The organism is Paenibacillus sp. V4I7 (genome assembly GCF_030817275.1).
GTDB lineage: Bacteria > Bacillota > Bacilli > Paenibacillales > NBRC-103111 > Paenibacillus_E.
This window is the reverse complement of sequence record NZ_JAUSZD010000002.1, coordinates 281,496-306,616: the sequence shown is the minus strand read 5'-3', so window position 1 is coordinate 306,616 and position 25,121 is coordinate 281,496. Positions and strand designations below refer to the sequence as shown.

General features: G+C 44.2%; 22 protein-coding genes, 1 pseudogene, 1 riboswitch and 1 other annotated feature. Of the genes and pseudogenes, 5 read left to right on the top strand and 18 right to left on the bottom strand.

The window, feature by feature from the left end:
* Window positions 1-132 precede the first annotated feature (132 nt).
* From QFZ80_RS02610 to liaF, 5 genes are all read right to left on the bottom strand, one after another.
* The gene (locus QFZ80_RS02610) at window positions 133-1,737 is read right to left on the bottom strand and encodes a S1C family serine protease (protein ID WP_307549155.1); all 1,605 of its coding nucleotides are present in this window, start codon (window positions 1,735-1,737) and stop codon (window positions 133-135) included.
* Between the two features lie 141 nt (window positions 1,738-1,878).
* Window positions 1,879-2,292, bottom strand: a complete 414-nt coding sequence (locus QFZ80_RS02605; RefSeq protein WP_307549157.1) for a YugN family protein — start codon at window positions 2,290-2,292, stop codon at window positions 1,879-1,881.
* A gap of 87 nt (window positions 2,293-2,379) precedes the next feature.
* Window positions 2,380-3,030: a response regulator transcription factor gene (locus QFZ80_RS02600; protein WP_307549159.1), complete on the bottom strand. Its 651-nt coding sequence runs from the start codon at window positions 3,028-3,030 to the stop codon at window positions 2,380-2,382.
* Window positions 3,020-4,087: a sensor histidine kinase gene (locus QFZ80_RS02595; RefSeq protein ID WP_307549162.1), complete on the bottom strand. Its 1,068-nt coding sequence runs from the start codon at window positions 4,085-4,087 to the stop codon at window positions 3,020-3,022. Before QFZ80_RS02595 ends, QFZ80_RS02600 begins: the two co-directional genes overlap by 11 nt.
* A 9-nt stretch (window positions 4,088-4,096) precedes the next feature.
* Window positions 4,097-5,209: a cell wall-active antibiotics response protein LiaF gene (liaF, locus tag QFZ80_RS02590; protein WP_307557092.1), complete on the bottom strand. Its 1,113-nt coding sequence runs from the start codon at window positions 5,207-5,209 to the stop codon at window positions 4,097-4,099.
* Between the two features lie 266 nt (window positions 5,210-5,475).
* Between liaF and QFZ80_RS02585 the strand changes: the two genes are divergently transcribed.
* Window positions 5,476-6,765: an ammonium transporter gene (locus tag QFZ80_RS02585; RefSeq protein ID WP_307549165.1), complete on the top strand. Its 1,290-nt coding sequence runs from the start codon at window positions 5,476-5,478 to the stop codon at window positions 6,763-6,765.
* Between the two features lie 42 nt (window positions 6,766-6,807).
* Here the strand turns inward: QFZ80_RS02585 and QFZ80_RS02580 are convergent, their stop codons facing one another.
* The 5 genes and pseudogenes from QFZ80_RS02580 to QFZ80_RS02560 form a co-directional block, all read right to left on the bottom strand.
* On the bottom strand, window positions 6,808-7,185 hold the full coding sequence (locus QFZ80_RS02580) for a hypothetical protein (protein WP_307549167.1): 378 nt from the start codon (window positions 7,183-7,185) through the stop codon (window positions 6,808-6,810).
* 78 nt (window positions 7,186-7,263) lie between these two features.
* The gene (locus QFZ80_RS02575) at window positions 7,264-8,787 is read right to left on the bottom strand and encodes a methyl-accepting chemotaxis protein (RefSeq protein ID WP_307557090.1); all 1,524 of its coding nucleotides are present in this window, start codon (window positions 8,785-8,787) and stop codon (window positions 7,264-7,266) included.
* A 148-nt stretch (window positions 8,788-8,935) separates the two neighbouring features.
* Window positions 8,936-9,064: a hypothetical protein gene (locus tag QFZ80_RS02570; RefSeq protein ID WP_307549173.1), complete on the bottom strand. Its 129-nt coding sequence runs from the start codon at window positions 9,062-9,064 to the stop codon at window positions 8,936-8,938.
* 86 nt (window positions 9,065-9,150) lie between these two features.
* Window positions 9,151-9,558, bottom strand: a pseudogene (locus tag QFZ80_RS02565) (3D domain-containing protein); the annotation flags it as partial.
* Window positions 9,503-9,805, bottom strand: coding sequence for a hypothetical protein (locus QFZ80_RS02560; protein ID WP_307557088.1), 303 nt, complete (start codon window positions 9,803-9,805; stop codon window positions 9,503-9,505). The pseudogene QFZ80_RS02565 and the gene QFZ80_RS02560, both read right to left, overlap by 56 nt.
* 264 nt (window positions 9,806-10,069) lie before the next feature.
* Between QFZ80_RS02560 and QFZ80_RS02555 the strand changes: the two genes are divergently transcribed.
* A complete protein-coding gene (locus tag QFZ80_RS02555; RefSeq protein ID WP_307557086.1) occupies window positions 10,070-11,638 on the top strand; it encodes an IS1182 family transposase in 1,569 nt (522 codons plus the stop codon).
* 105 nt (window positions 11,639-11,743) lie between these two features.
* Here the strand turns inward: QFZ80_RS02555 and thrS are convergent, their stop codons facing one another.
* On the bottom strand, window positions 11,744-13,678 hold the full coding sequence (gene thrS / locus QFZ80_RS02550; protein WP_307557083.1) for a threonine--tRNA ligase: 1,935 nt from the start codon (window positions 13,676-13,678) through the stop codon (window positions 11,744-11,746).
* A 500-nt stretch (window positions 13,679-14,178) separates the two neighbouring features.
* Complete coding sequence (ytxC, locus tag QFZ80_RS02545; protein WP_307549179.1) at window positions 14,179-15,120, bottom strand: putative sporulation protein YtxC; 942 nt, start codon at window positions 15,118-15,120, stop codon at window positions 14,179-14,181.
* A 318-nt stretch (window positions 15,121-15,438) separates the two neighbouring features.
* Between ytxC and QFZ80_RS02540 the strand changes: the two genes are divergently transcribed.
* Entirely contained in the window at window positions 15,439-15,750 is a 312-nt protein-coding gene (locus QFZ80_RS02540) for a GGDEF domain-containing protein (protein ID WP_307563995.1), read from the top strand.
* 87 nt (window positions 15,751-15,837) lie between these two features.
* Here QFZ80_RS02540 and mqnC read toward each other — a convergent pair whose 3' ends face one another.
* From mqnC to metA, 4 genes are all read right to left on the bottom strand, one after another.
* Window positions 15,838-16,974, bottom strand: a complete 1,137-nt coding sequence (gene mqnC / locus QFZ80_RS02535) for a cyclic dehypoxanthinyl futalosine synthase (protein WP_307549181.1) — start codon at window positions 16,972-16,974, stop codon at window positions 15,838-15,840.
* 136 nt (window positions 16,975-17,110) lie between these two features.
* On the bottom strand, window positions 17,111-18,283 hold the full coding sequence (locus QFZ80_RS02530; protein WP_171691880.1) for a trans-sulfuration enzyme family protein: 1,173 nt from the start codon (window positions 18,281-18,283) through the stop codon (window positions 17,111-17,113).
* Window positions 18,280-19,449 carry an aminotransferase class I/II-fold pyridoxal phosphate-dependent enzyme gene (locus QFZ80_RS02525; protein ID WP_307555724.1) on the bottom strand — a complete coding sequence of 390 codons (1,170 nt, stop codon included), beginning with the start codon at window positions 19,447-19,449 and terminating at the stop codon, window positions 18,280-18,282. Before QFZ80_RS02525 ends, QFZ80_RS02530 begins: the two co-directional genes overlap by 4 nt.
* Window positions 19,450-19,483: 34 nt before the next feature.
* The gene (metA, locus tag QFZ80_RS02520; protein ID WP_307549184.1) at window positions 19,484-20,428 is read right to left on the bottom strand and encodes a homoserine O-acetyltransferase MetA; all 945 of its coding nucleotides are present in this window, start codon (window positions 20,426-20,428) and stop codon (window positions 19,484-19,486) included.
* A gap of 101 nt (window positions 20,429-20,529) precedes the next feature.
* Window positions 20,530-20,658, bottom strand: a riboswitch (SAM riboswitch).
* 245 nt (window positions 20,659-20,903) lie between these two features.
* Here metA and QFZ80_RS02515 point away from each other — a divergent pair.
* Window positions 20,904-21,131, top strand: a complete 228-nt coding sequence (locus QFZ80_RS02515) for a hypothetical protein (RefSeq protein ID WP_307549186.1) — start codon at window positions 20,904-20,906, stop codon at window positions 21,129-21,131.
* A gap of 302 nt (window positions 21,132-21,433) precedes the next feature.
* The gene (gene corA, locus QFZ80_RS02510) at window positions 21,434-22,369 is read left to right on the top strand and encodes a magnesium/cobalt transporter CorA (RefSeq protein ID WP_307549188.1); all 936 of its coding nucleotides are present in this window, start codon (window positions 21,434-21,436) and stop codon (window positions 22,367-22,369) included.
* Between the two features lie 75 nt (window positions 22,370-22,444).
* Here corA and tyrS read toward each other — a convergent pair whose 3' ends face one another.
* Together tyrS and QFZ80_RS02500 are read right to left on the bottom strand one after the other, a co-directional pair.
* Complete coding sequence (tyrS, locus tag QFZ80_RS02505) at window positions 22,445-23,704, bottom strand: tyrosine--tRNA ligase (protein ID WP_373459997.1); 1,260 nt, start codon at window positions 23,702-23,704, stop codon at window positions 22,445-22,447.
* Between the two features lie 53 nt (window positions 23,705-23,757).
* Window positions 23,758-24,026 (bottom strand) — a binding site (T-box leader).
* A gap of 56 nt (window positions 24,027-24,082) precedes the next feature.
* The gene (locus tag QFZ80_RS02500; protein ID WP_307557081.1) at window positions 24,083-25,096 is read right to left on the bottom strand and encodes an HRDC domain-containing protein; all 1,014 of its coding nucleotides are present in this window, start codon (window positions 25,094-25,096) and stop codon (window positions 24,083-24,085) included.
* Window positions 25,097-25,121 lie beyond the last annotated feature (25 nt).

The following is a 25,121-nucleotide window of genomic DNA, read 5'->3' as shown; positions in this document are numbered from 1 at the left end:
ACCCTTCTTTCAACCATTGTAACAAATTCAGCCTCATGCAAAAAGAAGCAGAGCCTGCAAGCTTGCGGCCGCGGGACTCCACTTCCTTTTATTCCGAACTAACCTTTATTTATCTCTCTAATTTTTCTTATATTATTGGGCAGGCGTTTCGGCTAGCGTGTTTTTATCCCCAACCGTAATAGGTACTTCCATTCGCTTGCCGTCTCGAATAAGTCCCAAAGTAACCTTGTCGCCAACTTTTGCTGCCTGAACTTTGGTAATCAATTCCTGCGAATTTTTAACCTTAGCTCCATTAATATCTACAATCACATCGTATTGACGAAGACCAGCTTGGAAGGCAGGACTTTTACGTTGAACGCTGCCAACTAACGCTCCATCTGTGTTCGAAAGCTTCAATTCACTTACCCAGTCTTGACCAATATCCTGTAGACCTACACCTAAGTAAGGAACCGGTTCTTTAGGAATTTGAACATTGTTTTTAAGATTTTCAAGAACGGAAGAAATTGTACTAGTAGGAATGGCGAAACCAATTCCTTGGGCTTGGGAGCTAACAGCTGTATTAATGCCGATCACTTCACCATTCAAGTTAAGTAAAGGTCCACCGGAGTTACCAGGGTTAATGGAAGCATCCGTTTGTAATAAGTGTTTATACTCACGTGTACCTTTGGCATCCGGAATGCTGATCGGACGTTCCTTTGCACTAAGCACTCCTACAGTAACTGTGTGGTCGAAACCGTATGGATTACCGATGGCAACAACCCAATCCCCAACATTCACATCCTCAGCTTTACCAAGTGGGAGGATTGGAAACTCTTTCTCGCCCTCGATTTTGAGAACAGCCAAATCCAATTCGTAGCTGTTACCTAACAATTTAGCTTTAAATGGCTTGTCATAACCTTCTACCGTGATTTGAATTTCATCAGCGCCATCCACAACATGCTCATTAGTTAAAATATATCCGGTTTTTTCGAAAATAAACCCTGTTCCCATACCGCCTGGCTGCAGCTCGCCACTGCCAGAGTCGTTCTGACCACTCTTAGGTGTTGTAGTACCTCCGCCATTATCTCCAAAGAATTGACGGAAGAACGGGTCATCGAAGAGGGAATTACCGCTGCGGCTTGTTTGCTTCGGTTTCACAAGAGCTTCAACCTTAACAATAGCAGGGCCAGCGTTCTGTGCAATAGCCGAAATGTTCCCCGGGCGAACAACATCTAGCCCAACATTTTTCACTTCGCCTCCATTACTGTTCCCGCCATTCGTTGCCGCAGCTGTGGAGCTACCAGAGTTTAGAGGCTGATTGCCAGTAAACAAATTCAATTTATCAGCACTGAACATAAGTGCACCTACGACCAAGGCGCCTGCCATGAAAGCCGCGAAAACGCTTTTCACAGATGAACGCTTTCTTGCGTTTGGATCCCAAGGACCCGAGCCTTGTGGAGCGCCTGCTTCAGGTCCAAAACTGAAAGGACGCAAGTTCTTAGGCGGAGTAACTTCAACACTGGAGGTTCCTTCAGTTCCCGATGATGAAGTTGTAAGCGAATGCCCTTCGTTTTCTTCGTTAAAAGCCGACTTGTAAGGGCCATACGAATAATAGTAGGAAGGTCTTGCTTTGTTAGGATCTTGTGGATCTTGCGGGTCTTGATGATTAGACTCATTTCGATTAACGCGATCGTTGTTACTGCTATTGTCATTCTGCGGCTTAAAGAAGTCGCTATAGTCTTTCTTGTTGTCTTCCATAGTTCTTACCTCCATTTGATTAGAAAAGTTATAAGTGCATGCTTCTTGAAGGGTTATGTCTTGTTCTCTGTAGTTCTATCATGCACCTACAACCTTAAACGAATATTAAAAAACAATAAAATGGAGGTAAAAAAAGCTAACTCATTGTATCCAAGCTTGTTCCACTTTATGGAGCAGACTAGCTGCTTCTTTCACCCATTTATCTTCGATTTTGGCATCAGGATCGAGTGGAGTTTGGAATTGATCGATCAATGCACCATAGGTTTCAGCTTCCGCCTCCTGATCAAGTCCATCATTATAGACATGCTTCAGTACGAAAGGAGTCCCAACTTCGACGATCGCATCTGTTGATTCGGCGTCGCCATCAATTCTTCCTGTCACAACTTGAAAAGGAATACGAAGCCAAACTAGATGCTCTTCATCTAAGTAGTGGTCGAAATAGCCATGATCGTAATCCCAATTGCCACCCAGAGCAAAATCGAATTCATGCAGGTGCTCACGGACACTGTCAAAAGATTCTTGCACCTGCTCCAATGATGATGATAATGTTTTCATTCAGACACTCCTTAAGCGCTCATATTATTTTACTTACGCATAGAATGTGTCAAAATCTAGTTTTTATGTGTGTTACGTTCCTTATTATCAAACCAAGCCTTTACGGTGAGCGAAGATAGCAAGCTGAGTCCGATCTTCTAATTCACACTTCATCAGAAGGTTGCTGACGTGTGTTTTGACCGTTTTAATACTAATAAAAAGCTCTTCTGAAATGTCTTTATTACTCTTTCCCTCTGCAATCAAAAGCAATACTTCTCTCTCGCGTGAGGTCAACCCTTCTTCCTCGGGTATACGATTACGTTGCCTAATCCCTCTTGTAAGCGCCAAGGACACTTCTGAGTTCATAACCGGCATACCGCGGTAAGCGCTCAGAATTGCATGAATCAATTGGTCGGATGAAACCGTCTTCAGCATATAACTGATGGCACCCGATTCGACAGCTTCAAGAACCTTCGCTTCCTCCAAGAAGCTGGTCAGCATAATAACCTTAATCTGTGGAAACTTACCGCAAATCAACTTGGTGGCGCCTATACCATCCAGAACCGGCATGGTCAGATCCATCAAAATAACATCCGGCAAATGCTGAGAGAGTTCTTGATTTAACTTATCGAACGCGTCCTGGCCATTGTTTGCTTCCCCCACAACTTCCAAACCGGGTTCCAATGAAATGTAGGTACGAAGCCCAACCCGAACCATGTCGTGATCATCTACGATCATCACTTTAATGTTACTGCTCATTTGTTTCTCCCTCTCTTTCCTTCATAAGAAAGCTTGACTGTCCCGTAAACCGCGGAATGCGTACTCTAACTCGTGTTCCTGATCCTAACTTGCTGTCGATCTCCACTTCGCCACCAAGCTTTTGCGCTCGCTCTCTCATTGTCGATAAACCATGTGAAGCCGATGGGATGTCTCTTCGTTCAAACCCCTGACCATCATCCTGCAGCTGAAGCACATACTGGTGCTCTCTTTCATAGATAGCTAGTCGAACTTGTTTGGCAGAAGCATGCTTAACTACGTTAGCCAGACCTTCTTGTATAATGAGGAAAAATTGATGTTCAATTGCTTCAGATATCGTTTCACGCAAAGAAACATCAAGCTGGCCCAGCAGCTCATGGTTTCGGCAATATTCCGGAAACCATTTCTCTAGGGCTTCTTGTAGGCTCATATCCCCCAGTTCGATGGGTCTTAATTGCGAAATAAGACCGCGCATCTGCTTCTGGGCATGGTGAGACATTTGAATAAGTTGATTCATAACACCCGGCGCCGCATCCGGGTTTCTCTCCAGAATTTTGGGTAAAGAGGATGCTGACATATGAATGGCGAACAGCTCTTGACTGACCGTATCGTGCAAATCCCGCGCCAAGCGACGTCTTTCCTCAAGCACAGCATTTTCAGTAAGCTCCTGATCCCGAATTGCCTCAGCCTCACCTAATTTTTGAAGCAGCTGAATGCGCTCTTCAACGGCAGAGGCCATGTTATTAAAAGCATCATACAAATACAAGAATGGTTCTACGGGTTCCATTTCAATCCGACTGGAGAAATTCCCCTTGGACAATTCGAGCATAGCTACATGCAGTTCATCCACTTTGCGCTGCCATCTTTTGGTCGCAACATAACCCACCGTTAGACAGACCAAGAGAATGGCTATGACGTACCCCATTCGGAACTGCCAAGAAACAAGCTCCTCCTTATAATATTCAAGAACAATATATATGCTGGATACCGTGAGTAAACTCGAGATAAGAAAATAATTCAGCAGCTGCCACTTCATATTGAACATTCGCAATTTGTACATGCTCCATCCTTAACCTATCTTTTTGATTGTAATGTCACCAATAAACATGCTCGTAGTTACAATTATTTTCCGGTCAGCCTCTTCATAGTGCGAGGTCTGAGTTCTCACACTGCGCAGAAACCCACTCTCACGGCGATCAAGTACTTTCATATCTCCGATAAAAGAACTTGCCATTACGCGAACCTCAACATCAATATCATTGGGAATGAATATTTTCACATCACCAATAAATGCTGAAACATGAATAGTTGTCTCTCCCAAAGGAATGGCTGCGCGTGTAAGATCTATCACAGAATCACCAATGAAATGTGAGATCTGAATCGGCTTCAGTTCCCAAGCTTCTTGTCCCAGATGCACATCTCCGATAAAACCATGTCGATGAAGTACATCACCAGAGTCGAAGTTACGTACAAAATCATCGTACTTGTGACCATGATGGTTAAAAGCATGCGTTTTCGGTTGTCCCGGTGGCTGAGGTAGCCTTGGATCTGGTGCTCCCGGCGCCTCAGGCACATCCCATATATGCTTATCATGAAACTCGCCATGAATATCCTTGAGTACGGCTTTCTCTTCGTCACTTAACTCATGCTTTACTTCATTAAAAGTTGATTTACTTTCGCGCTCCTTATCATTTGTTGGCGATGGCGCACCATCAGTGCCCATAGGTTGATCCCATGGATTTCTATATTTTTCATGCTGCAATCTTCTAGCTTCACGTCTTGCCTCTCTAACTTGATTTTTCTCTTCTTTAATAGAAGGCCAATCCGGTGACTCTTTCTTGCTAGGTTTAAAAATCACATTCAATCCAAATAAAATTAAAGCAATAGGTCCCAAAATCTGAAACATCTCTCCAAGCGATCGATCGGTCAGCTTTAAATTCTTCAGCAGAAAGATCGTTCCCATACAGCAAACGAGTAAACTCCAAATTGAGCCTCCCCAATGATACTTACGCTGCCAAACAAAACCAACGAGACCGTAGAAAATAAGAATGACAGGCCAATAAGTGGAAAACATATAAGCAAGATCAATATCAATAAACCCTAATTGGTTAAGTAAATAAAGGACACCTGCCGTTACGAGGACAAGCCCCCAAATTATTCTTTGAAACATATGCGGATTCATACTTCTTCCTCCATTTGTATACAACGTTGTTAAGATACCTCTAGTTTATAAGATACAGCTAGGAATGAAAAGAGACGAGAGATTGATCGCTTCCTCGGTCTAGAGACTGAGTTTTCGCAGAATCAAATGAATAACTGACATCAATTATTTAAAAACGAACAATAACCTTCATATGTTATGTATTCTTACGTATATCGTTGACATAATTATCATCAGAACCGTATAATTGGTGCAAAGAATTCCTCAAACATAAGGAGAGATTGATTATGGATGAAATCCAACAGCTTTCTAGCGGCCTAGATACCATATGGGTGGTTCTGACAGCTGCCATGATTCTATTGATGGAAGGCGGCTTCGCTTTATTGGAGGCAGGTTTCGTCAGACAAAAAAATGCGGTAAGTATCATTATGAAAGTGTTTGTTGATATCGCTTTCGGAGCACTTATTTTTTACTTCTTCGGCTTTGCCCTTATGTACGGTAAAGATGTATCTGGTTTGATTGGCACCACCGGCTTCTTCATGGGAGGAGATTTAACACATATCGTTTTAAATATCTCACATGAGACTTATTGGCTATTCCAGTGTGCCTTTGTTATCGCTGTGATCTCGATCGTATCTGGGGCTGTAGCTGAACGCATCAACTTCCGCGCTTACATTCTATACACCATCGCAATGACTGGTTTAATCTACCCCATTGCTGGCCACTGGGTTTGGGCTGTCAATGGATGGCTTGGCAAGCTAGGCATGGTTGATTTCGCAGGTTCTGCCGTCATTCACGCACTTGGCGGATTCTCCGCCCTTGCCGCAGCGATGATCATTGGTCCACGGATTGGCAAATTTTCCGCTGACGGTACGGCTAATATTGTCCCACCATCCAATTTGCCGCTTGCCTCCGTAGGCGCATTTATCCTTTGGTTCGGTTGGTTTGGCTTTAACTCAGGAAGCACGCTAAGTGCCACCAATACTTCGATCGGCCACATTGCAGTAACGACCATGCTTGCAGCAGCAGCGGGCAGCGCAACGTGCATTCTATTCACCATGATGCGTTACCGCAAAGCGGATCCCCCTATGGTCATCAACGGCGCTCTTGCAGGACTCGTTGGCATTACCGCAGGCTGTGCTTTCGTTAGTGATGCTGCGGCCATTTTCATCGGTGCAATTTGCGGGATCGCAATGGTTTATGCAACAGAAATGCTAGAAGCTAGGCGGATTGATGATCCAGTCGGTGCTTTTCCTGTTCATGGTATCAGCGGTAGCATCGGGACTCTCGCTGTAGGATTATTTGCTCAGCCTGATGCCATTCGGGAAGGTACTGCTGGTTTGTTCTATGGCGGGGGCTTCAGCCTACTAGGTGTTCAAGCATTAGGTCTTGTTACGATTTGTATATGGGGATTCGTCATTACATGGGGTTGTATGAAGCTAATTCAACTTATCGTTCCATTGCGAGTTAGTAGAGATGAGGAATTAGTCGGATTGGATGTCGGTATCCATGGTGTTCCGGCTTACAGCCAAGAGGATGGATTTCTGGACTTAGAACAACTAAAGAAAGGTCAATGAGAACAATAAAAACCTTCCAAATTGGAAGGTTTTTTGTTTGTATTAAGAAAGCAGCTCTTCAATCTCATCCGGTACTGAGATCTCATCACCTGGTTTGGATTCATTCATAATTTGTCTCGCATGGGCAATTTCAGCTCGAAGCTTCCTAACTTGCTCCATGGGCTTCTTCACATAGTGGATATATTCGACAGCAAGATGATGGTCAGGTTTCTTACCAGAAAACATGCGGCGAAATGATGACATCGTCTGATAAGCGCGCTCTTCTTTCATTCTTTTGATTTCGTAGCGCTCTACTACCTGCTCAATATCCAGGACCTGCTGTTCCTTGCGGACAATGTAAGCTTCCAAGAAAGGAAGTACCTCTGCAGCTTTCCTTGGTGTTTTTTGAGGTTTTCCGTCCAATCGCAAAGCATTCAGCATGATCGCTCACCTATCTCCCCATGTCAAGATTTATCACAGTAATCTTATTTTACACCAAAATAAACGATTTGAGAACCTTTATTTCAATATTAAATCGATTCCTACAACACCAACAGGGGTTCCCGTGTCATCTATTATCGCTTTTGACATCGTGATACATGGTTTTTTGGTAATAGCTGACACGTATTCCGGAGAAACGAAGAGTTCTCCCCCCATCGCACGCTTCCACCACTCTCTGCCCTTTGCATTAACTAGACCTGCTTCAGGCATCGAATAGATGAAAGTTCCATCCGCGCGGTTAGACCAGATGGCTTCAATCCCGGCCGTTTTCTGCAAAACAGCACCTAAATGAGAAGCATGCTTACCATCAAGCAATGAAGTTATGTCAGGTATTTGTACAAGTGAGCTAAGTACTTGCTTCATTTCTTGAATATTTACATGAATCGTTCCTTCTTTATTTTGCATACCTACTGCTTGTATCGCCTGTAATAGTTCCTTAGAGGAACGATCTAAATTTTGGTTGATATGCTGCAGCATCGATACTTCATGGCGCTGCTTTGTCAGTTGATCCAAGGTAATCTCCACACTAGACATCGTCTCATTCATCAAATCAACAACTTGGCCAAGTAGAGTTCTTGTACCTGAGACAAGCGAAGACTGATGTTGAGTGGAGCTTGTTGTACTCGATACAAGATTATTGACATTCAGAATCAACGCGAAGATCGTATCGATCTTATCTTTTATTATTTTCATCTCAGCAATCCCATGCGCGACAGATGCCTTTTCCTCAGCAACCGCTGTCACAACTTGTGAAACACCGCTCTCGATAGATGCCAATAGTTCGGAAGATTTCGTAACCGCTTCATGACTTTGTGTGGCCAGCTTCTTAATTTCCTGTGCGACGACAGAAAAGCCCCGTCCATGCTCACCCGCTCTGGCTGCTTCAATGGATGCATTAAGCGCGAGCAGCGAGGTTTGAGACACTACTTCCGCAATAAATGTATTGATTTCTTCAATCTTAGAAGTATGTCCTGTCAAATCCTGAATCTTCTTCTGCATGGTATCATTATTAATATGTAGATCATTCATGACTTCATCTGTGGCATTCAGTGACCGGCATACATCGACCACCGTATCTTTGGTTTGCTCACTCTCTCGATGCATATGTAAGGATGAATCTAGAATTTGGTCGGCTGCAGCTGCTACCTGCTGAATCGCAGCGAATGCTTCTTGCAGCTGTCCAACGGCTTGATTACTTCGAATCTTCAGATCCTCTTCTCCTTGAATCGAAGCATCAGCTATTTGCAAAAGATGTCCGATCGAACGATTGACTTCCTCAACAGCGGCTGCTAATCTATCCGCTACCACCTGAGATTCTTGTATAAATGTTCGGAATTGCTCTTGTTGTCCCTTATTATCGTGGCTATTAGATGACCTTGATGATCTTGTACTAAGCCAAGCAATAATACCTATAAACAAAAAAACAGCCAAACTTGCAGCCGCAAACCATCTAGAGGAAGTAAATAGCGCGAATATACTTACCGTAATACCAATGAGAATAAGAGCATAAAACCCAGCTTTGTGTTTCATTTCTACGCGCATAAGAAATTGGAACTCCTCCCAAAAGGAACCTAAATGTTAGTTTTTGTTACATTATATCGAAAATAGGAGAAGTTGAAAAGAAATAAAAAAGCAGAGACCTTTTCAGATCTCTGCTCTTCTATCGCTTTTTCAGCTTATTGATATTGCATTATTTATTTTGGTTTTGTGTATTCGTTTGTTGCTGATTGTTCGCTACTGATGTTTCCGCAGCAAATTCTACATCTTGAGCAACATTAGCGCTCAAATTTTTATTCTTGTTATTCTTGTTCTTAGCCATGTTCAATCACCTCCTGTAAGTATAGAATTTCCCAAACAGGAGAATTTATGATGGAAATGTTCGGCTTAGTAAAAAGCTGATTCTTGTCATAGTGCTTTGGTTGGTGCGATAATCTCATCCTTTAGCTGATTCCAGATGAGTTCGGTCACTTTCCCATGCCCTTCTTTGACGATAAATACTTTAACCGTCTTCTTGCCCCATTCTTTATAAACCTGATCCTTTGTGTCGAAATACAGATCAATTTTCTTTCCTTTAATTGCGCTGCCTGTATCTGCAACAACACCATACCCATAACCGGGAATAAACAAGACAGTGCCTAGCGGAAAAACGTTCGTGTCTGCTGCGATCGTTGATAAGGACTTATCATCCCGCTTTACTTTAATTCCCGAATACGTGATCCCATACTCAGGATGATCCGGATTTTTCCCTGTTGATTCCTTACCTGCAAAATAACCGGTGGCTGTCACTTCGACTGCCTTGAGCTTGGACAAATCTGAGTCTAACTTCGGAACATAACGATAATTGATTTGTTGCAGGTTTTCTTGCGCTACCCGGCCGTGAAGCAGGCGTCGTTTTGTCCGGAATAACCTTTTGCTGCTGATCTTGTATATGGGTGACGGAGTTTGCCGTCGTGTAACTTTGGTCGCTTTTGCCCGTCGTCTCTTGTCCGAAAAGTGCCATCAGAACAACGATGATCGACGCACTAAACCATTTAGACTGAGCCAAAAAATTGGTTAACATTACTATTTTTAATACCTCCCCTACTATTGCAGGTTGTCCAATACCTACCACCTTTAAACATCCGGATGCAGACTCACTGTTTAAGGTGTCCTAATCACGCTCCCCTATACATACCCATTAAACTGAATTTCCAAACAAAAAAAGAGGGTGTCCCAAAAGTCATAAAATGACTGAGGGGCATCCTCTCATTTTGTAAACAAAAAGAAACCGTTCTTTGGTAAAATGGAGGTACCACCCAACCACTTACAAAAGGAGACGGTTTCTTTGTACATTCAATATACCATGGATCAACTTTGCCTGCCAATGGACTTGGAGGAAGATATTCCTCAAAATCACCTCGTTCGCATTGTAAACGCCGCCGTGAATCAACTGGATGACGTCATTTTCGACGCAGCTTACCCTGGAGGCGGAAGAGATAGCTATCACCCTAAGATGCTAACAAAAGTGATCATTTATGCCTACACCCAGCGTATTTACTCCTCCCGACAGATCGCCAAGGCTGTCCGCGAAAACGTCATGTTCATGTGGATTGCAGGCAGACAACGACCCGACTTCCGCACCATTAACCGTTTTCGTTCTGAACGGATGAAAGCCCTGCTGGAGACCGTATTTACCGCGGTTCTTCAATTTTTGGCCGACGAGAAGTACGTTCAACTAGAGCACTATTTTGTTGACGGTACTAAAATTGAAGCGAATGCCAATCGGTATACCTTTGTTTGGGGTAAAGCGGTTGTGAAGCATAAGGCCAAGCTTCAGGAGAAAGTGCAGACGCTGTTTGCCACGATCGAAGAAGCTGAGAAGCAAGAAGAGCAGATGCATGTTGGCCAAGACCTAAGCGAACTGGGCGGAGCGTCTGAGATCACAAGTGAAAAATTAGAGATCGCTGTCAAACAATTGGAAGAAAGACTGCAGGAAAACCCGAAGGACAAGTCGCTAAAGAAAGCCGTGCGCACACTTCGAAAAGATCTTCTTCCTCGACTTCAAAAGTATGAAACACATGAAGAAATTTTAGGGAGTCGGAATAGCTACAGTAAGACCGACAAAGATGCTACGTTCATGCGGATGAAAGAAGATCATATGCGAAACGGCCAACTTAAGCCGGGTTACAATGTACAGATCGGCACTGAAAATCAATTTATCCTCGGCTACAGCGTACACCAACGGCCTACCGATACACGCTGCCTCATCCCTCATCTTGAAAAAGTAAAATCGCAACTAGGCAAGCTGCCGAGCACGATCATCGCTGATGCGGGGTATGGCGGCGAAGAGAACTACGACTATTTAGAGCAAAATGAAGTCGAAGCCATCGTCAAATATAGCACCTATTACCGTGAGAAAAACAAAGCGTGGCAAAAGGATATTAGTAAAATCGACAACTGGACCTATGACGAAGAACAAGATACGTGGACATGTGCGGCAGGACAACCCCTCATTTTCCGCAGAGCAAGCAAAGAGAAAACGGAGAGTGGATATGAAATCGAGTACCGCCATTACCGGAGTGCAAGCTGTGAAGGTTGCCCGCTGAAACCACAGTGTACGAAAGCCCAAGGTAATCGCGAAGTTAAAGTAAGCATGAACTACTTGCGATTAAAGAACCAAGCGCGCAACAAACTCCGTAGCGAAGAAGGTTACGCGCTAGCAGTACGGCGTATGATTGAGCCAGAGCCTGTGTTTGGTGACATCAAGAACAACCGCGGATTCAAAAGATTCCTGCTTCGAGGCTTACCCAAAGTAAGTCTAGAGGTCGGGTGGCTTTCGCTTGCCCATAACTTGCTGAAGAAAGCAGCGATGGACGCTAAAAATAAAGGAGCTAAGCACGTACAAGCCGCTTAGCTCCTTTTTCATTCAAATATTCACTTTTTCTAACGATCTTGAGTGTCCTACACACCAAGACTATCATGGCTTTTGGGACACCCTCTTCATTTATAGGTGTGGTGCTTAAAGTTTCTTGCTAATTTCCTCGTTAATCATGCCAATCACTTGTTCAATCGGATGGGTTCCAAGATCCCCTTGACCACGTTTTCGAATAGATAAGCTTTCGCTCTTCACTTCGTTTTCACCGACGACTAGCATATAAGGAATCTTCTCCAGCTGCGCTTCTCTAATCTTATAACCCAGCTTCTCATTACGATTATCTGCCTCAACACGAATACCAGCTTCCCGTAGACGCTCAGTCACGTGATTCGAGAATTCTTCGAATGCCGGAGATACCGGAATGACTTTCGCTTGAATCGGCATTAACCAAGTTGGCAGCGCACCTGCAAAGTTCTCAAGCAAGAAGGCTGTCATACGCTCCATAGTACTGATAATCCCTCTGTGAATAACCACCGGGCGATGTTTCTGACCATCTTCACCTGTGTATTCAAGCTGGAAGCGTTCGGGGAGCAAGAAATCAATTTGAGCTGTTGAAAGTGTTTCTTCTTTCTTGAGTGCTGTTTTGATTTGAACGTCAAGTTTAGGACCATAGAAGGCAGCTTCACCTTCAGCCTCGAAAAAAGGAAGTCCTAATTCTTCAACAACCTCACGCAGCATGCGTTGAGAAGTTTCCCACATTTGATCATCTTGGAAATATTTTTCTGTATCCTTAGGATCCCTATAGGAAAGACGGAAACGGTAGTCTGTAATTCCGAAATCCGCATAAACCTGACGAATCAAGTTCACAACGCGGGAGAACTCTTCTTTAATTTGATCCAAACGACAGAAAATATGAGCGTCATTCAGGGTCATGGCACGAACACGGTGTAGACCGGTTAAAGCTCCTGACATTTCATAACGGTGCATGGTGCCAAGCTCAGCAATCCGAATTGGCAGATCACGGTAGCTGCGCATATCGCTTTTATAAACCATCATGTGATGTGGACAGTTCATTGGACGTAGGACAAGTTCCTCATTGTCCATCACCATTTTCGGAAACATATCCTCGCTGTAATGCTCCCAGTGACCGGATGTTTTGTACAAATCAACATTAGCCAGAACAGGTGTATACACGTGTTGGTAACCCAGACGCTCTTCTAGATCGACAATATAACGCTCCATTGTACGTCTTAATTTAGCGCCATTCGGCAGCCAAAGTGGTAACCCTTGCCCAACCTCACGTGAAAAAGCAAACATTTTAAGCTCTCTGCCCAGCTTACGGTGATCACGTTTCTTCGCCTCTTCCAAAAGATGCAAATGCTCATCCAGCTGCGCTTTCTTAGGGAAAGCAGTGCCGTAAATACGTTGCAGCATTTTGTTCTTCGCATCTCCACGCCAGTAAGCACCAGCAACGCTCAATAATTTAAATGCTTTGATTCGTCCAGTTGATGGAAGATGCGGTCCGCGGCATAAATCAAAAAATTCACCTTGGTCATAGATGGTAAGTACCGAATCTTCCGGCAGATCACGAATCAATTCCAGCTTAAACGGATCTTCCATTTCAGTGAAAATGCGAATCGCTTCCTCACGAGAAACAACGCGGCGAGTAATCGCTAGGTTCTCACCGGAAATACGCTCCATTTCCTTCTCGATTTTCACCAAATCTTCAGGATTAAGCGGTGTTTCCAAATCGATATCATAGTAAAATCCGTCTTCAATCACAGGTCCAATTCCTAATTTAACCGCTTTTTCACCATAAATACGTTTAATCGCCTGAGCCATCAGATGCGCTGTGCTGTGACGATACATCTCTAATCCCGCTTCACTATCGAGCGTTAGAATCTCTACGTCTGCATCATTTTCCAATGAGAACGACAGATCCACGGATTTCCCGTTAACTTTGCCGCCAATCGCATTTTTCTTCAGTCCGGATGAAATGGATTCCGCCACTTGTTCAATGGTCGTTCCAACTGCGTACTCTCTAACCGCGCCATCTGGTAATTTCACTTGTACAACCATTTTTGTTCCTCCTAATATAGGGATCTTTGAGCGTAGGCTCAAAGTCTCTCCGCTTTGGGATCTTTGAGCGTAGGCTCAAAGTCTCTCCGCTTTGGGATCTTTGAGCGTAGGCTCAAAGTCTCTCCGCTTTGGGATCTTTGAGCGTAGGCTCAAAGTCTCTCCGCTTTTGGTACATTTTTTGAACGCAAAAAAGCACACTGCATCCCAAAAGGGACGAGTGCGCTCAGCTCGTGGTTCCACCCTAGTTCGATTCGCTGCATGCCCAAAGGGGTAAGGCGAATCCTCATCAGCATTCGGTAACGGGAATGACTCCGGTATTGTATACTAACGATCCTGCAAGTCAGGTCGAATTCCACAATACGGCTACAAAGGGGTAAACGATCTGAATAGCTGAAGGAGATTGCAGCCTAGTCTCCTCTCTCTGAGCAGTTCTTGCAGAAAGTTCATGTCTTTGATATTAACGCCTTCGATCACTATTATAATTGCCTCTTCGCTCAAGGTCAAGGGGATAGTTGATCCTGTTTCTTGGCTTCACCCAAGAAGATGTCACAAGTTCGGCAATAGGAGCAGACTGTTGTTCGATCCTCAAATATTTGTCTAATCGTCTTGATGATCGTTAATTCGGGATCTCGCGTATGGATGTAGATATTTGCTGGAGATACCGTAATGAGGGTGCTAACGATCATGTCCTCGAAATTAATATCTTTCTCAAGTACTTCTAGCTTAAAAGTTGTATCAAATTCATTCGCGTCGATGAGTTCAAGTTGATCATTCAGGATGACAAACTCATGCCCGCCTTTATGTATAAGATGAGCAACGGGGATCTTAGCTTCCTGAATATAAACAAAGTACTGCAACAGAGAAATAAATTCCTGATACTGGCGATCCATCATAAATTCATCAATGGCATACTCAGCTATCTCTCGCAGCTCCTCGGTATAATCCTGTAAACGAAATTTAAGAAAACCATCCAAGCTTAGCCGAGGAGTTTCCTCTAGAGATTGCATGAGCTGTTCCGATAACATTTGTTTGCGGCGAAGTCGTGCTGAGCTGCCATTCAAAATTGGCAATTCCTCGATAACCGTCTCCACACACATGGACTGCTTGCAGTACCCTTCTATTGCTTCCAAATCATCAATGGCTTCATATTTAAATTCTTTAACAATCAAATCACGCAAAATAAGCGACTCTTTCTCTGCAATGATATGATCCGCCAAAACGCCAGCTAGTCCTTCCCTTACTTCTTTGTGAATGGAAGATATTTCTCTTTCGTTCATCCTCACTTCTATTCGAATATAAGCATGTGTTTCATGTAGATCAAATGGGGCTGTTACTCCACTTTCAGCGATATGTAAAAGCTGCAGCTCACGTTCTATCTGAGCGCTTAGCGAACGTACATAGGCCTCATCGGCATTCATTACAACAATGGCAAACAGTTCCATAGGCTAACTCCTTTCATCAATACGTCTTCCTCCTAAGAGTATATGGTCGATAGGAATCAGATATACAACGAACAATTTGCCATTTCCATTCCTCATTTTTTGTCAAACCTTTAGTTAATATATGCCAATATCGCAGATAATCGTGTTATGATACCTGTAATAGTGCTTAAGTAGCATATCTTTTGGAGTGGGTACCTATGTAAATTGACGCATTCGATCAGCACAAGCAGGACTGGAATCGGAAGTTACTTAATGCCTACTGGTTGCTTGTTTCTATTCAATTACCATTCGAATTGCTCTATTCTTTGAAGCAGCACACTGAAAACCCGAGTGGGCTTAAACGATTTTGTTGCTAGATATAGCGGAGAAGAGTTTGCTATTATCTTCACGGAGAAAGCTACCGAAGAAATATTTGAAATATTGGAACGAATTCGCTGGCAAATATCTCAATCGAAATATGAGGAATTAAACAAACAATCCGTGACCATTTCCATCGGATTCAGTGAGTATCGCCCGGGGACTAGTAAAGAAACCCTATTCTCAGGCGCAAATCAATCGTTGTATAAAGCCAAAATGACAGGTAAAAACAAAACGGACATTCATACCGCTCCGCTTAAGGAAGCAAAATAAACTGCCCCAAGCAAATGAAAAGAAGCTTCCGTATCCACGGTTAAAGTGGAAAACGGAGGCTTCTTTTTATTAATGAAGGTCATTAAATTAGTTCTGCATCACGAAATCTTTATCAATAACGAGCGACTCATCATCAAACACTCGCAAAGTTTGGTATTTTGTATTCCGCTGTGCAGGAATTTTACCTGCTTCACGAATAATTCGCAGCGTAGAGTTTACGTTGACCTTGTGCGTTGTACCTGCCGCGGAGACCACGTTCTCCTCAATCATCGTACTTCCAAAGTCGTTGCAGCCATAGCTGAGCGTTTGCTTGCCTACCTCAGGTCCCATTGTCACCCAAGACGATTGGAAGTTAGGAACGTTATCCAGCATAATTCGGCTAATCGCCAGCGTCTTCAAGTACTCCTCAGGCGTGACTTTCTCTGCCTTCATGTTCGTATTATCTGGTTGGAATGTCCAAGGAATGAAAGCTAGGAAGCCAGGTGTATTGAGCTTCTGGAACAGCACATCATCTTGCGCATCACGAATACGCAGCATATGAAGCGCGCGCTCTTCCATGGATTCGCCAAAACCGATAACCATGGTTCCCGTTGTATGCATACCAATTTTGTGAGCGGTTTGCATAACGTCCATCCAATCGCGCCATGAACCTTTTAGCTTACTAATTTTGCGTCTAGTGCGATCATCCAAAATTTCTGCGCCGCCACCTGGCAAAGAATCGAGTCCTGCTTCGTGCAATTGACGAACGACTTCCTCTAAAGATAGACCATCTGAAACATCTTTCATTTTCATAATTTCAGCTGGCGAGAAAGAATGCATCGTGATGTCAAAACGTTTCTTAATCTCTCGAAGGATATTCGTGTAATAGCTGAATGGAAGATTCGGATTCGTGCCGCCCTGCATGAGGATTTCGGTCCCATCTACATCCAGAGTCTCTTGGATCTTCTGGAAAATGGTTTCATCCGGCAATACGTAACCTTCTGATGAACCCGGTGGACGGTAAAACGCACAAAATCTGCAATAAACGTCACAAATATTCGTATAGTTAATATTCCGCCCAATGACGAATGTCGTTATTGGATCGGGGTGCCATTTCTTCATAATCTGGTTGGCAGTGTCGCCAATCTTCTCTATTTGATCGGATTCGAACAGCGTAATACATTCCTCTACATCAATTCGTCCGCCTGACTGTGCTTTATATAAAATGCGATCAATCGGTTTCACAGCTACTCACTCCTTTACTTTCTGAAGGCTTGTATCCAAACATCGTATCATATTCATGCCAAAAAAGCAGCAATATGCTGCTTTTACCAAGGCGTATTCCATTTCAAATATGACTAATTTTCGAAATCATGGAAGTCTAACCGCGAAGGGCTTGTTCCAAATCTTCAATAATGTCTTCGATATCTTCAAGACCTACCGAATACCGCACAAGACCGTCCGTAATGCCGCGAAGTAAGCGAACTTCCTTCGGCATCGAGGCATGTGACATCATAGCTGGATAGGACAAGATGCTCTCCACTGCACCCAAGCTTACCGCAACGAGTGGAATACGCACTTTGCTTAATAGCTTTTTCGCTTTCTCGCCGGAACCAACATCGAACGAAACCACTGCTCCATAGCCTAAAGACTGCTTTTCATGAACGTCTCTACGAGGATGGTTCGGAAGTCCTGGGTAGTACACAACATCAATATCAGGCTGCTCTGAAAGCCAATTTGCCAGTCTACGGGCACTAGTTTCGGACATTTCCATACGAGCTCGCAAGGTTTTCATCCCACGGATCAACAGCCAAGAATCTTGAATGCCTAGTACATTTCCCATGCCATTCTGGATTTGTTTCATTCTGCGACCTAGACTGTCATTGGCCACTACGGCCAAGCCTGCGAGTACATCACTATGTCCGCCGAGGAACTTCGTTGCACTATGCAGCACAATATCAATGCCCAGCTCGATTGGACGCTGATGGTAAGGTGTCATGAACGTATTATCCAGCATCGTAAGCAAATCGTGCTCTTTAGCAAAAGCAGCAACTTCGGCGATGTCTGTAATTCGGAGTGTCGGATTCGATGGTGTCTCGATGAATACCGCTCTAGTGTTAGAACGCAGTGCTGCACGTACTTGGGCGATATCGGTCATATCAACGAATGTCGACTCAACGCCCATACGATTCATAATCGTTGTCAGCAGGCGATATGTACCACCATAAACATCTTCCGTACAAATAACATGATCACCCTGCGACAAAAGCATGAAGGCTGATGAAATAGCCGCCATACCCGAAGCGAAAGCAAATCCGCGAGTACCGCCTTCAAGTAATGCAATGTAGTCTTCCAAAGCTTGACGGGTTGGATTGCCCGAACGTGTATAGTCATACTCTGGTGAGACTTCTAAGTCGGCTTGATGAAAGGTTGAAGCTTGGTACAAAGGCACACTGGATGCTCCTGTCGCTTCATCGATCTCTCCACCGAAATGAATGAGCTTCGTTGCAAATTTGCCATGCGGTTTACGTTTATCATCTTGTGGATGGTTCATGATAACGAATCTCCTTCCAATTCGGCTTGCGCCTTGCTGAGAGCATTGGAAAGATCCGCAATCAGATCATCAATATGCTCGATGCCAACAGAGAAGCGTAAAAGACGGTCATCTACACCGATTTGCTGACGAATTTCAAGTGGAATATCCGCATGTGTTTGTACAGCTGGATAGGTCATAAGTGATTCGACACCGCCTAAGCTTTCCGCGAAAGCAATGAGCTGGATGTGACGAAGGATCGGTTCAACCAGTCTTGCATCCTTTACTTTAAAGGAGAAAATACCCGTGTTTCCACTGGACTGCTTATTCTGAATCGCATAACCAGGGTGTGTTTCCAACGCAGGGTAGTAAACTTCATCGATCAGCGGGTGTTCCAATAAGAATTGCGCGATCGCCGTTGCATTCTGTTCATGACGCTCCATGCGAAGCGCAAGCGTCTTCATTCCCCTCATAAGGAGCCAGCTGTCTTGCGGTCCAAGCACAGCACCAATGGAGTTGTGCAGGAAAGCCATCTGCTCCGAGAGCTCTTTGCCCTTGGTCACGATGAGACCAGCCAGTACGTCATTATGACCGCCGAGGTACTTGGTCGCGCTATGAATGACGATATCAGCACCAAGCTCAATTGGACGTTGAAGATACGGCGTTAACAAGGTGTTATCGACAATCGATACGATGCCCTTCTTGCGAGCCCATGTGCACACAAGCTCAAGGTCTGTAATCATCATCAGCGGATTCGTCGGTGTCTCAATGACAAGCCCTTTGGTATTCGGCTGGTACGCCGCTTCCAACCCATCTAAATCATTCGTGTCAACATACGTAGCGGACACACCGAAGCGCGACATGATTTTCTCAAGCAGCCGGTACGTTCCGCCATATAAATCCAAGGAAACAATCAGATGATCTCCTTGGCTGAAATAAGCAAAAATGGTTTGCAGCGCAGCCATTCCTGAGGAACAAGCAAAGCCCGCATCTCCAGACTCCAGCTGAGCAATAGCATCCTCGAGCACCTTGCGTGTCGGGCTTTTCGTACGTGCATAGTCGAATCCTGTACTTTGCCCAAGCTTTGGATGACGGAACGCAGTAGCTTGGTAGACTGGGAAGCTGATAGCTCCAGTAACGGGTTCTTGAATAGAGCCAATTTGGGCGAGACGACTTTCGATTTTCAACAAAGGGAGTTCCTCCTCAGGATATGGGTTCGAATTACAATTGTGAGCTTGCCAAGCTTTCGTTGATGTTAGCGTTCAGTTCAAATGGTGTTTCTTGATATACATAATAATTCAACCAATTGGAGAAAAGAAGATTCGCATGCGCTCTCCAAGTATTATAAGGCAGTCTGCTCGGATCATTATTCGGGTAATAATTTTTGGGGATCTCGATTGAAAGCCCTTTACTCACATCCCGATCGTACTCCCATTTCAATGAACAAGCATCATATTCCGAATGCCCTGTTACGAAAATATGCTTCCCATCACGCGTTGCGGCAATATAAACACCTGACTCTTCAGATTCTGATAAAATCTCCAAATCCGGACATTGTTCAATGTCTTCACGACGAATGTCGGTATGACGCGATTGCGGTACATGAAAGACTTCATCAAAGCCGCGCAGCAGCTTCGTATTCGGCACCTGAACAGTATGAGGAAATACACCGAACATCTTGTTCTCGAGCGCAAACTTTCGCACACCGAAATGATGATACAAGCCCGCTTGAGCTGCCCAACAAATATGCAAGGTAGAAGTGACGTTGTGCTTACTCCAATTCAGGATTTGCGTCAATTCCTCCCAGTAATTCACATCTTCGAATTCCATCTGTTCGACAGGAGCACCCGTGATAATCATGCCATCCAGCTTTTCATCTTTAATATCGTCAAATGTTTTATAAAACATTTCCAAGTGCTCGACGGACGTGTTCTTAGAAGTATGAGTTTTGGGATGCAGAAGCACGAATTCCACCTGCAATGGCGTATTCCCGATTAAGCGCAGCAGCTGCGTCTCCGTCGTTTCTTTGGTTGGCATCAGATTCAATAAAGCAATTCGAAGTGGACGTATATCCTGGTGATACGCGACAGATTCGTCCATGGTGAAGATGTTCTCTTGGTTTAAAATTTCTTTGGCAGGCAGGTTGTCAGGAATCTTGATCGGCATCCTGTTCACTCCTCTTCATAAGTTTTATTTGGAAAATAAATGCAAAAATGACCTTCTCTGGAATCAGAGAAAGGCCATAGAAAATCAAAGTCAATGTCCTTCTCTTATCTCCCAGATTCGCTTTAACAGCGTTTCCGCAAGAATTAGCACCGTGCATCCCTTTGCTTGCAAAGGTTTGTCGGTTGCCGCGGTGTCATAGGGCTAGTCCCTCCACCTACTCTTGATAAGAAAATGTAACGTATGCGATTAAAATTATCATACTATAAATTCAACCAAAGTCAAGGCATGAAACACTTGTCAAGAGAAATTAGGGCAAAGAAATTACATCGGTTTGTCCCCTTACGATTCAATTAATACAAAATGTATCGAATAAATATGTTTAAGCCATCTTAAAAACGGGTTATATGTTAGTAAAACAACGAAATATATAACAACACCCTATTTATCAATCATATTTCATGAAAAGAGGTCATTTATGTCAACCCAAACGATTGATAGCTTCTCCGCTTTTGCTTCGCTAAATCGGTTTTTCGCCCTGATTGAAACCACAAAACCAACGATTCAACAAGTAGAGGATGCTGCGGCCCTGTTATGCCGTATCTACGGTGCTAACAGTGAAGAAGAATTGCTGCAGCGCGGTGACCCTGAATTAATTGAGATTTACAAAGAAATTAAAAATAAAATTTTAAAAGCCGCCATGTAAATCATGGTGGCTATTTTTTTGACACCTACTGAGCATTATTTCCATACTTTATCTAAACAACAATCTACCCGTTTCAGCAAACTTTTATGGCTTGAAACGTGATATATGAAGGGTTATACTAGACAAGTATTCGACACGGATGAAAAAGGAGGGCATACGTTTGGACGGAGAACCGAGGAGTAGAACCTGCAAGGATCTTAAACAATTTAATAGCGTAGGGATGCAGTCGGTTATTCCTTCATCCGGAGCCTTGCTCTAAATGATGAACTAACCGACTGATTCCATTCAAAGGGGTGGATCAGATGAAAACACGGTGGGTTCAGAATGGCATTTTTACGTTGGTTGATGACGTATCTGTCGCCCTAACACCTCCAGAAAGAGGCTTTTATTGGATTGATGCAGGGGTAGAGGACTTAGAGATCCTTCAACCTTTGTTCCATCTTCATGATTTGGCCGTGGAGGATTGCTTAAGCGAAGAGGAACAACGTCCAAAAATTGAATTCTACGATTCCCATTATTTTATCGTTATTAATAGTATTCGATTTGATGATGAAGAAATTTTTCTTCGCGCACTTAATCTATTTCTAAGCAAACATGTCATTATCACCGTTACTAGACAAAAAATTAATGAACTTCGAGCTTTGAAACCTTTTCTCTGGGAAGAGGAAGTAAACAGCGCCGATCGTTTCCTATATCATCTGGTCGATCTTGTCGTCGATAATTATGTGGCGGTCGGTGACCGTATCGAGGCCAAGATTGAAAAGCTGGAAGAAGACATCCTGGTGGCAACGAAGAAGTCGCATTTGAATGAAATTATCGGTCTTCGTTCCGAGATTCTATGGCTCAAAAAGGTGCTAGTTCCTCAGCGTGATGTAATTGGAACACTTGGCAAGAAAGAGCTTAGACTGATTGACCATCAGCTGCAAAAATATTTCGGAGACATTTATGAAAATGCCGTAAAGATCGTGGATACGTTTGATACGCTTCGCGATCTCATGGGCAACTTACGAGAAGCCTATCAGTCTAGCGTCGCTAACCGTGCGAATGAGATCATGCGCGTCTTCACGGCAACCTCGACGATATTCATGCCCTTGACGTTCATTACCGGTGTTTTCGGGATGAACTTTGATAATGTTCTCGGCATGCAAATCGCACACGGTGATTCGATCGTGCTGGTCTTTATGGCGGCATTAGGCATTGGCATGTATGTGCTATTTCGTAAGAAAGAATGGCTGTAGATACCTTATGAACGCAGAAAGAGTGAGGGCTTCTTGAAGCAGTACGCTGCTATCAAGGAGCCCTTTTTGTCCTGTTTAAATCAGCTTAATTTTAACGAATTTCCGTTTTCCCACCTGAATAATATCCCCATCCTTTGGGGTTATTTGTTCATGAATATGTGAGATTTTCTGTTCATTGATTTTCACTGCCCCTTGTTCCACACTTCGTCTTGCTTCCCCGTTGGAAGCTTGCAGTTCTAGTAAAACGAGAAGCTTAATGATGGAGATTTGACCATCTTCCAGTTGGCTGATGCTTAGAGTCATTTCTTCGATGTCTTCGGGCAAAGCTCGCTTTTGGAACACGGTTATAAAATGCTGTTCTGCTTCTTCTGCCGCCTGCACACCATGATACATTTGCACATATTCCTTGGCCAGAGTCATCTTGGCATCTCTTGGATGGATGGCACCTGCTTCTAGCCCTTGTTTTAGATCAATCAGCGATTCATTTGAGATGGTCGTTGTTAACTCGTAGTATTTGGTCATGAGCGAATCCGGAATCGACATCGTCTTGCCGAAAATTTCGCTAGGAAGCTCATCGATGCCAATGTAATTTCGCAAGCTTTTGCTCATTTTTTGAACACCATCCAATCCTTCGAGCAGCGGCATCAGAATCGCTACCTGACTATCTTTCATCTCATAAGCACTTTGGAGCGTTCGGCCCATCAAAATATTGAAGGTTTGATCCGTTCCGCCCAGCTCAATGTCACTTTCAAGAGAAACTGAGTCATAGCCCTGCATTAAAGGGTAGAAAAACTCATGAACATGAATCGGCTGGTTAGCCGCGTATCTTTTTGCAAAATCATCCCGCTCTAGCATGCGTGCAACCGTTACTTTACCTGCTAGCTTCAGCACATCATCGAATTTAAGCGCTCCAAGCCAAGATGAGTTGTAGTAAAAGGTCGTCTTGGTCAAATCCAATATTTTGGATAATTGCGTCTGATACGTTTGCGCATTGTGCTTAACATCTTCCTCTGACAGCTGCTTGCGTGTCTCTGACTTTCCGGTCGGATCCCCGATACGTCCTGTGAAATCTCCGATAATGAGTTGAACCTCATGTCCTAAATCTTGAAATTGACGCAGCTTCTGCAAAACAACGGTGTGTCCAATATGAATATCCGGTGCAGATGGATCTAAGCCAAGCTTCACTTTTAACGGCTTTCCTGTAACCACTGCGTGCATGATCTTTTGCTTGAGAGCTTCCTCGGGCACAATTTCGGCAGCACCTCGTTTAATGATAAACAGTTGGCGTTCCACTTCCTGCTGCTGTTCTTCAGTAAGCTGATCCCATATCAACATCGTATTAATCCTCCTCATCATGATAAATACAAAAAAGACAACCTGCACGTCCACAAAGGGACGAGAAGGTTGTCTCGCGGTACCACCCTAATTAAAGAGAAGGGTTCGCGGTCTCAATCGCAAAATTCTCTTTCACTTAGATACATAACGACAAATGAATGCCGGGTAAAAGCTACTGATGCCCTGACGAGCATGTTCCCTTAACCAACTCAGAACTGTAATTCGGAGCCATACTTGCATCGGTTTGCACCCTACACCGACTCTCTGCAGCAGCGGCATTACTCCTACTTCGGGCATAGCCCATGTTCGTCATCGCTTTAATTGATATTTAGATTATTGACCATTTAATCATATAATCCTAATCAATGTCAATACTAGCTAGCTTGCAGCTTGAGAAGCAAACCTTTCCTTCTCCCTGCGGAAGCGCAAACGAAGCAAGCGCAGCCACTCATAGGCACGGTCAAGTTCTTTGCCTTTGAGCTCCTCCGTGCCGATGATGCGCTGCAGCACCGGCTTCAGGTAACGGTCACCTTCCGATTCGAAGGCATTCCAGGCTTTGATCTGTTCTTCTTCCAGGATCGAAGCAAGCTCCGCTTCCACAAGCGGATCCATATCGTATCCCTCTCGCTCCAAATCCTCGACCCAAAGCAGCAGTTCCCTGCGCGGCATAGTTAGCACTGCTTGCAAATCCGCCAAGCTTCCTCCGCCAGCAACAATCTCAAGAAGCTTGCGCTTGCTAACTTCACGGTCAAGCTCTGTACGCAGCTTTTGTTCCTTCTGTGCGTGGAGCCAAGCCTCAAACTTTACTGTATCTACGCTTTTAGCTACCCAATCTAAAGGAAAGCCATTCGAACGTGTATACTCAGTTGTGAGATTGAGCACATCTGCCGCGTACATGGTCGTCTTCTGCTCACCGAAGCCAGGAATTTGCTGCAGCTCTTCCTTGCTCTGGGGTAGAAAGACGGAGATCATGCGAAGCACACGGTTCGTGGCGAGAATATACGGTGCTTTCCCCTCACGAGCAGCTTGTTCACGCCTCCACGCGCGGAGCGTTTCGTACACTTCCTCACTTGGATTTTCTTCGCAGTAGTAAGTCAGCATCTGTGTCATTCTGGCTTTGCCTGACAGTCCCTGCGCTGATTCCAAATCCGTACTAACAAGCGGACGGTAACCGGAACGTACTTTATCCCGCAGTCCCTGACGGAAAGCACTCAGCATCTCATCCCAGCTCACCCCTTGATACCACTGATCTTGCTGAATTTTTCCAGCGCTATCAGGCTCATTCCAATAGACATTCCAAATGCCTTGTTCTTCCCCAATCGATACTTGGGCTGATGTAACGCGATGATCCCCCGCTTCTTTCTCCAAAGTGTTCAGAAATACAATGTTCATACCTTCTCCTCCAAACGATAACTAA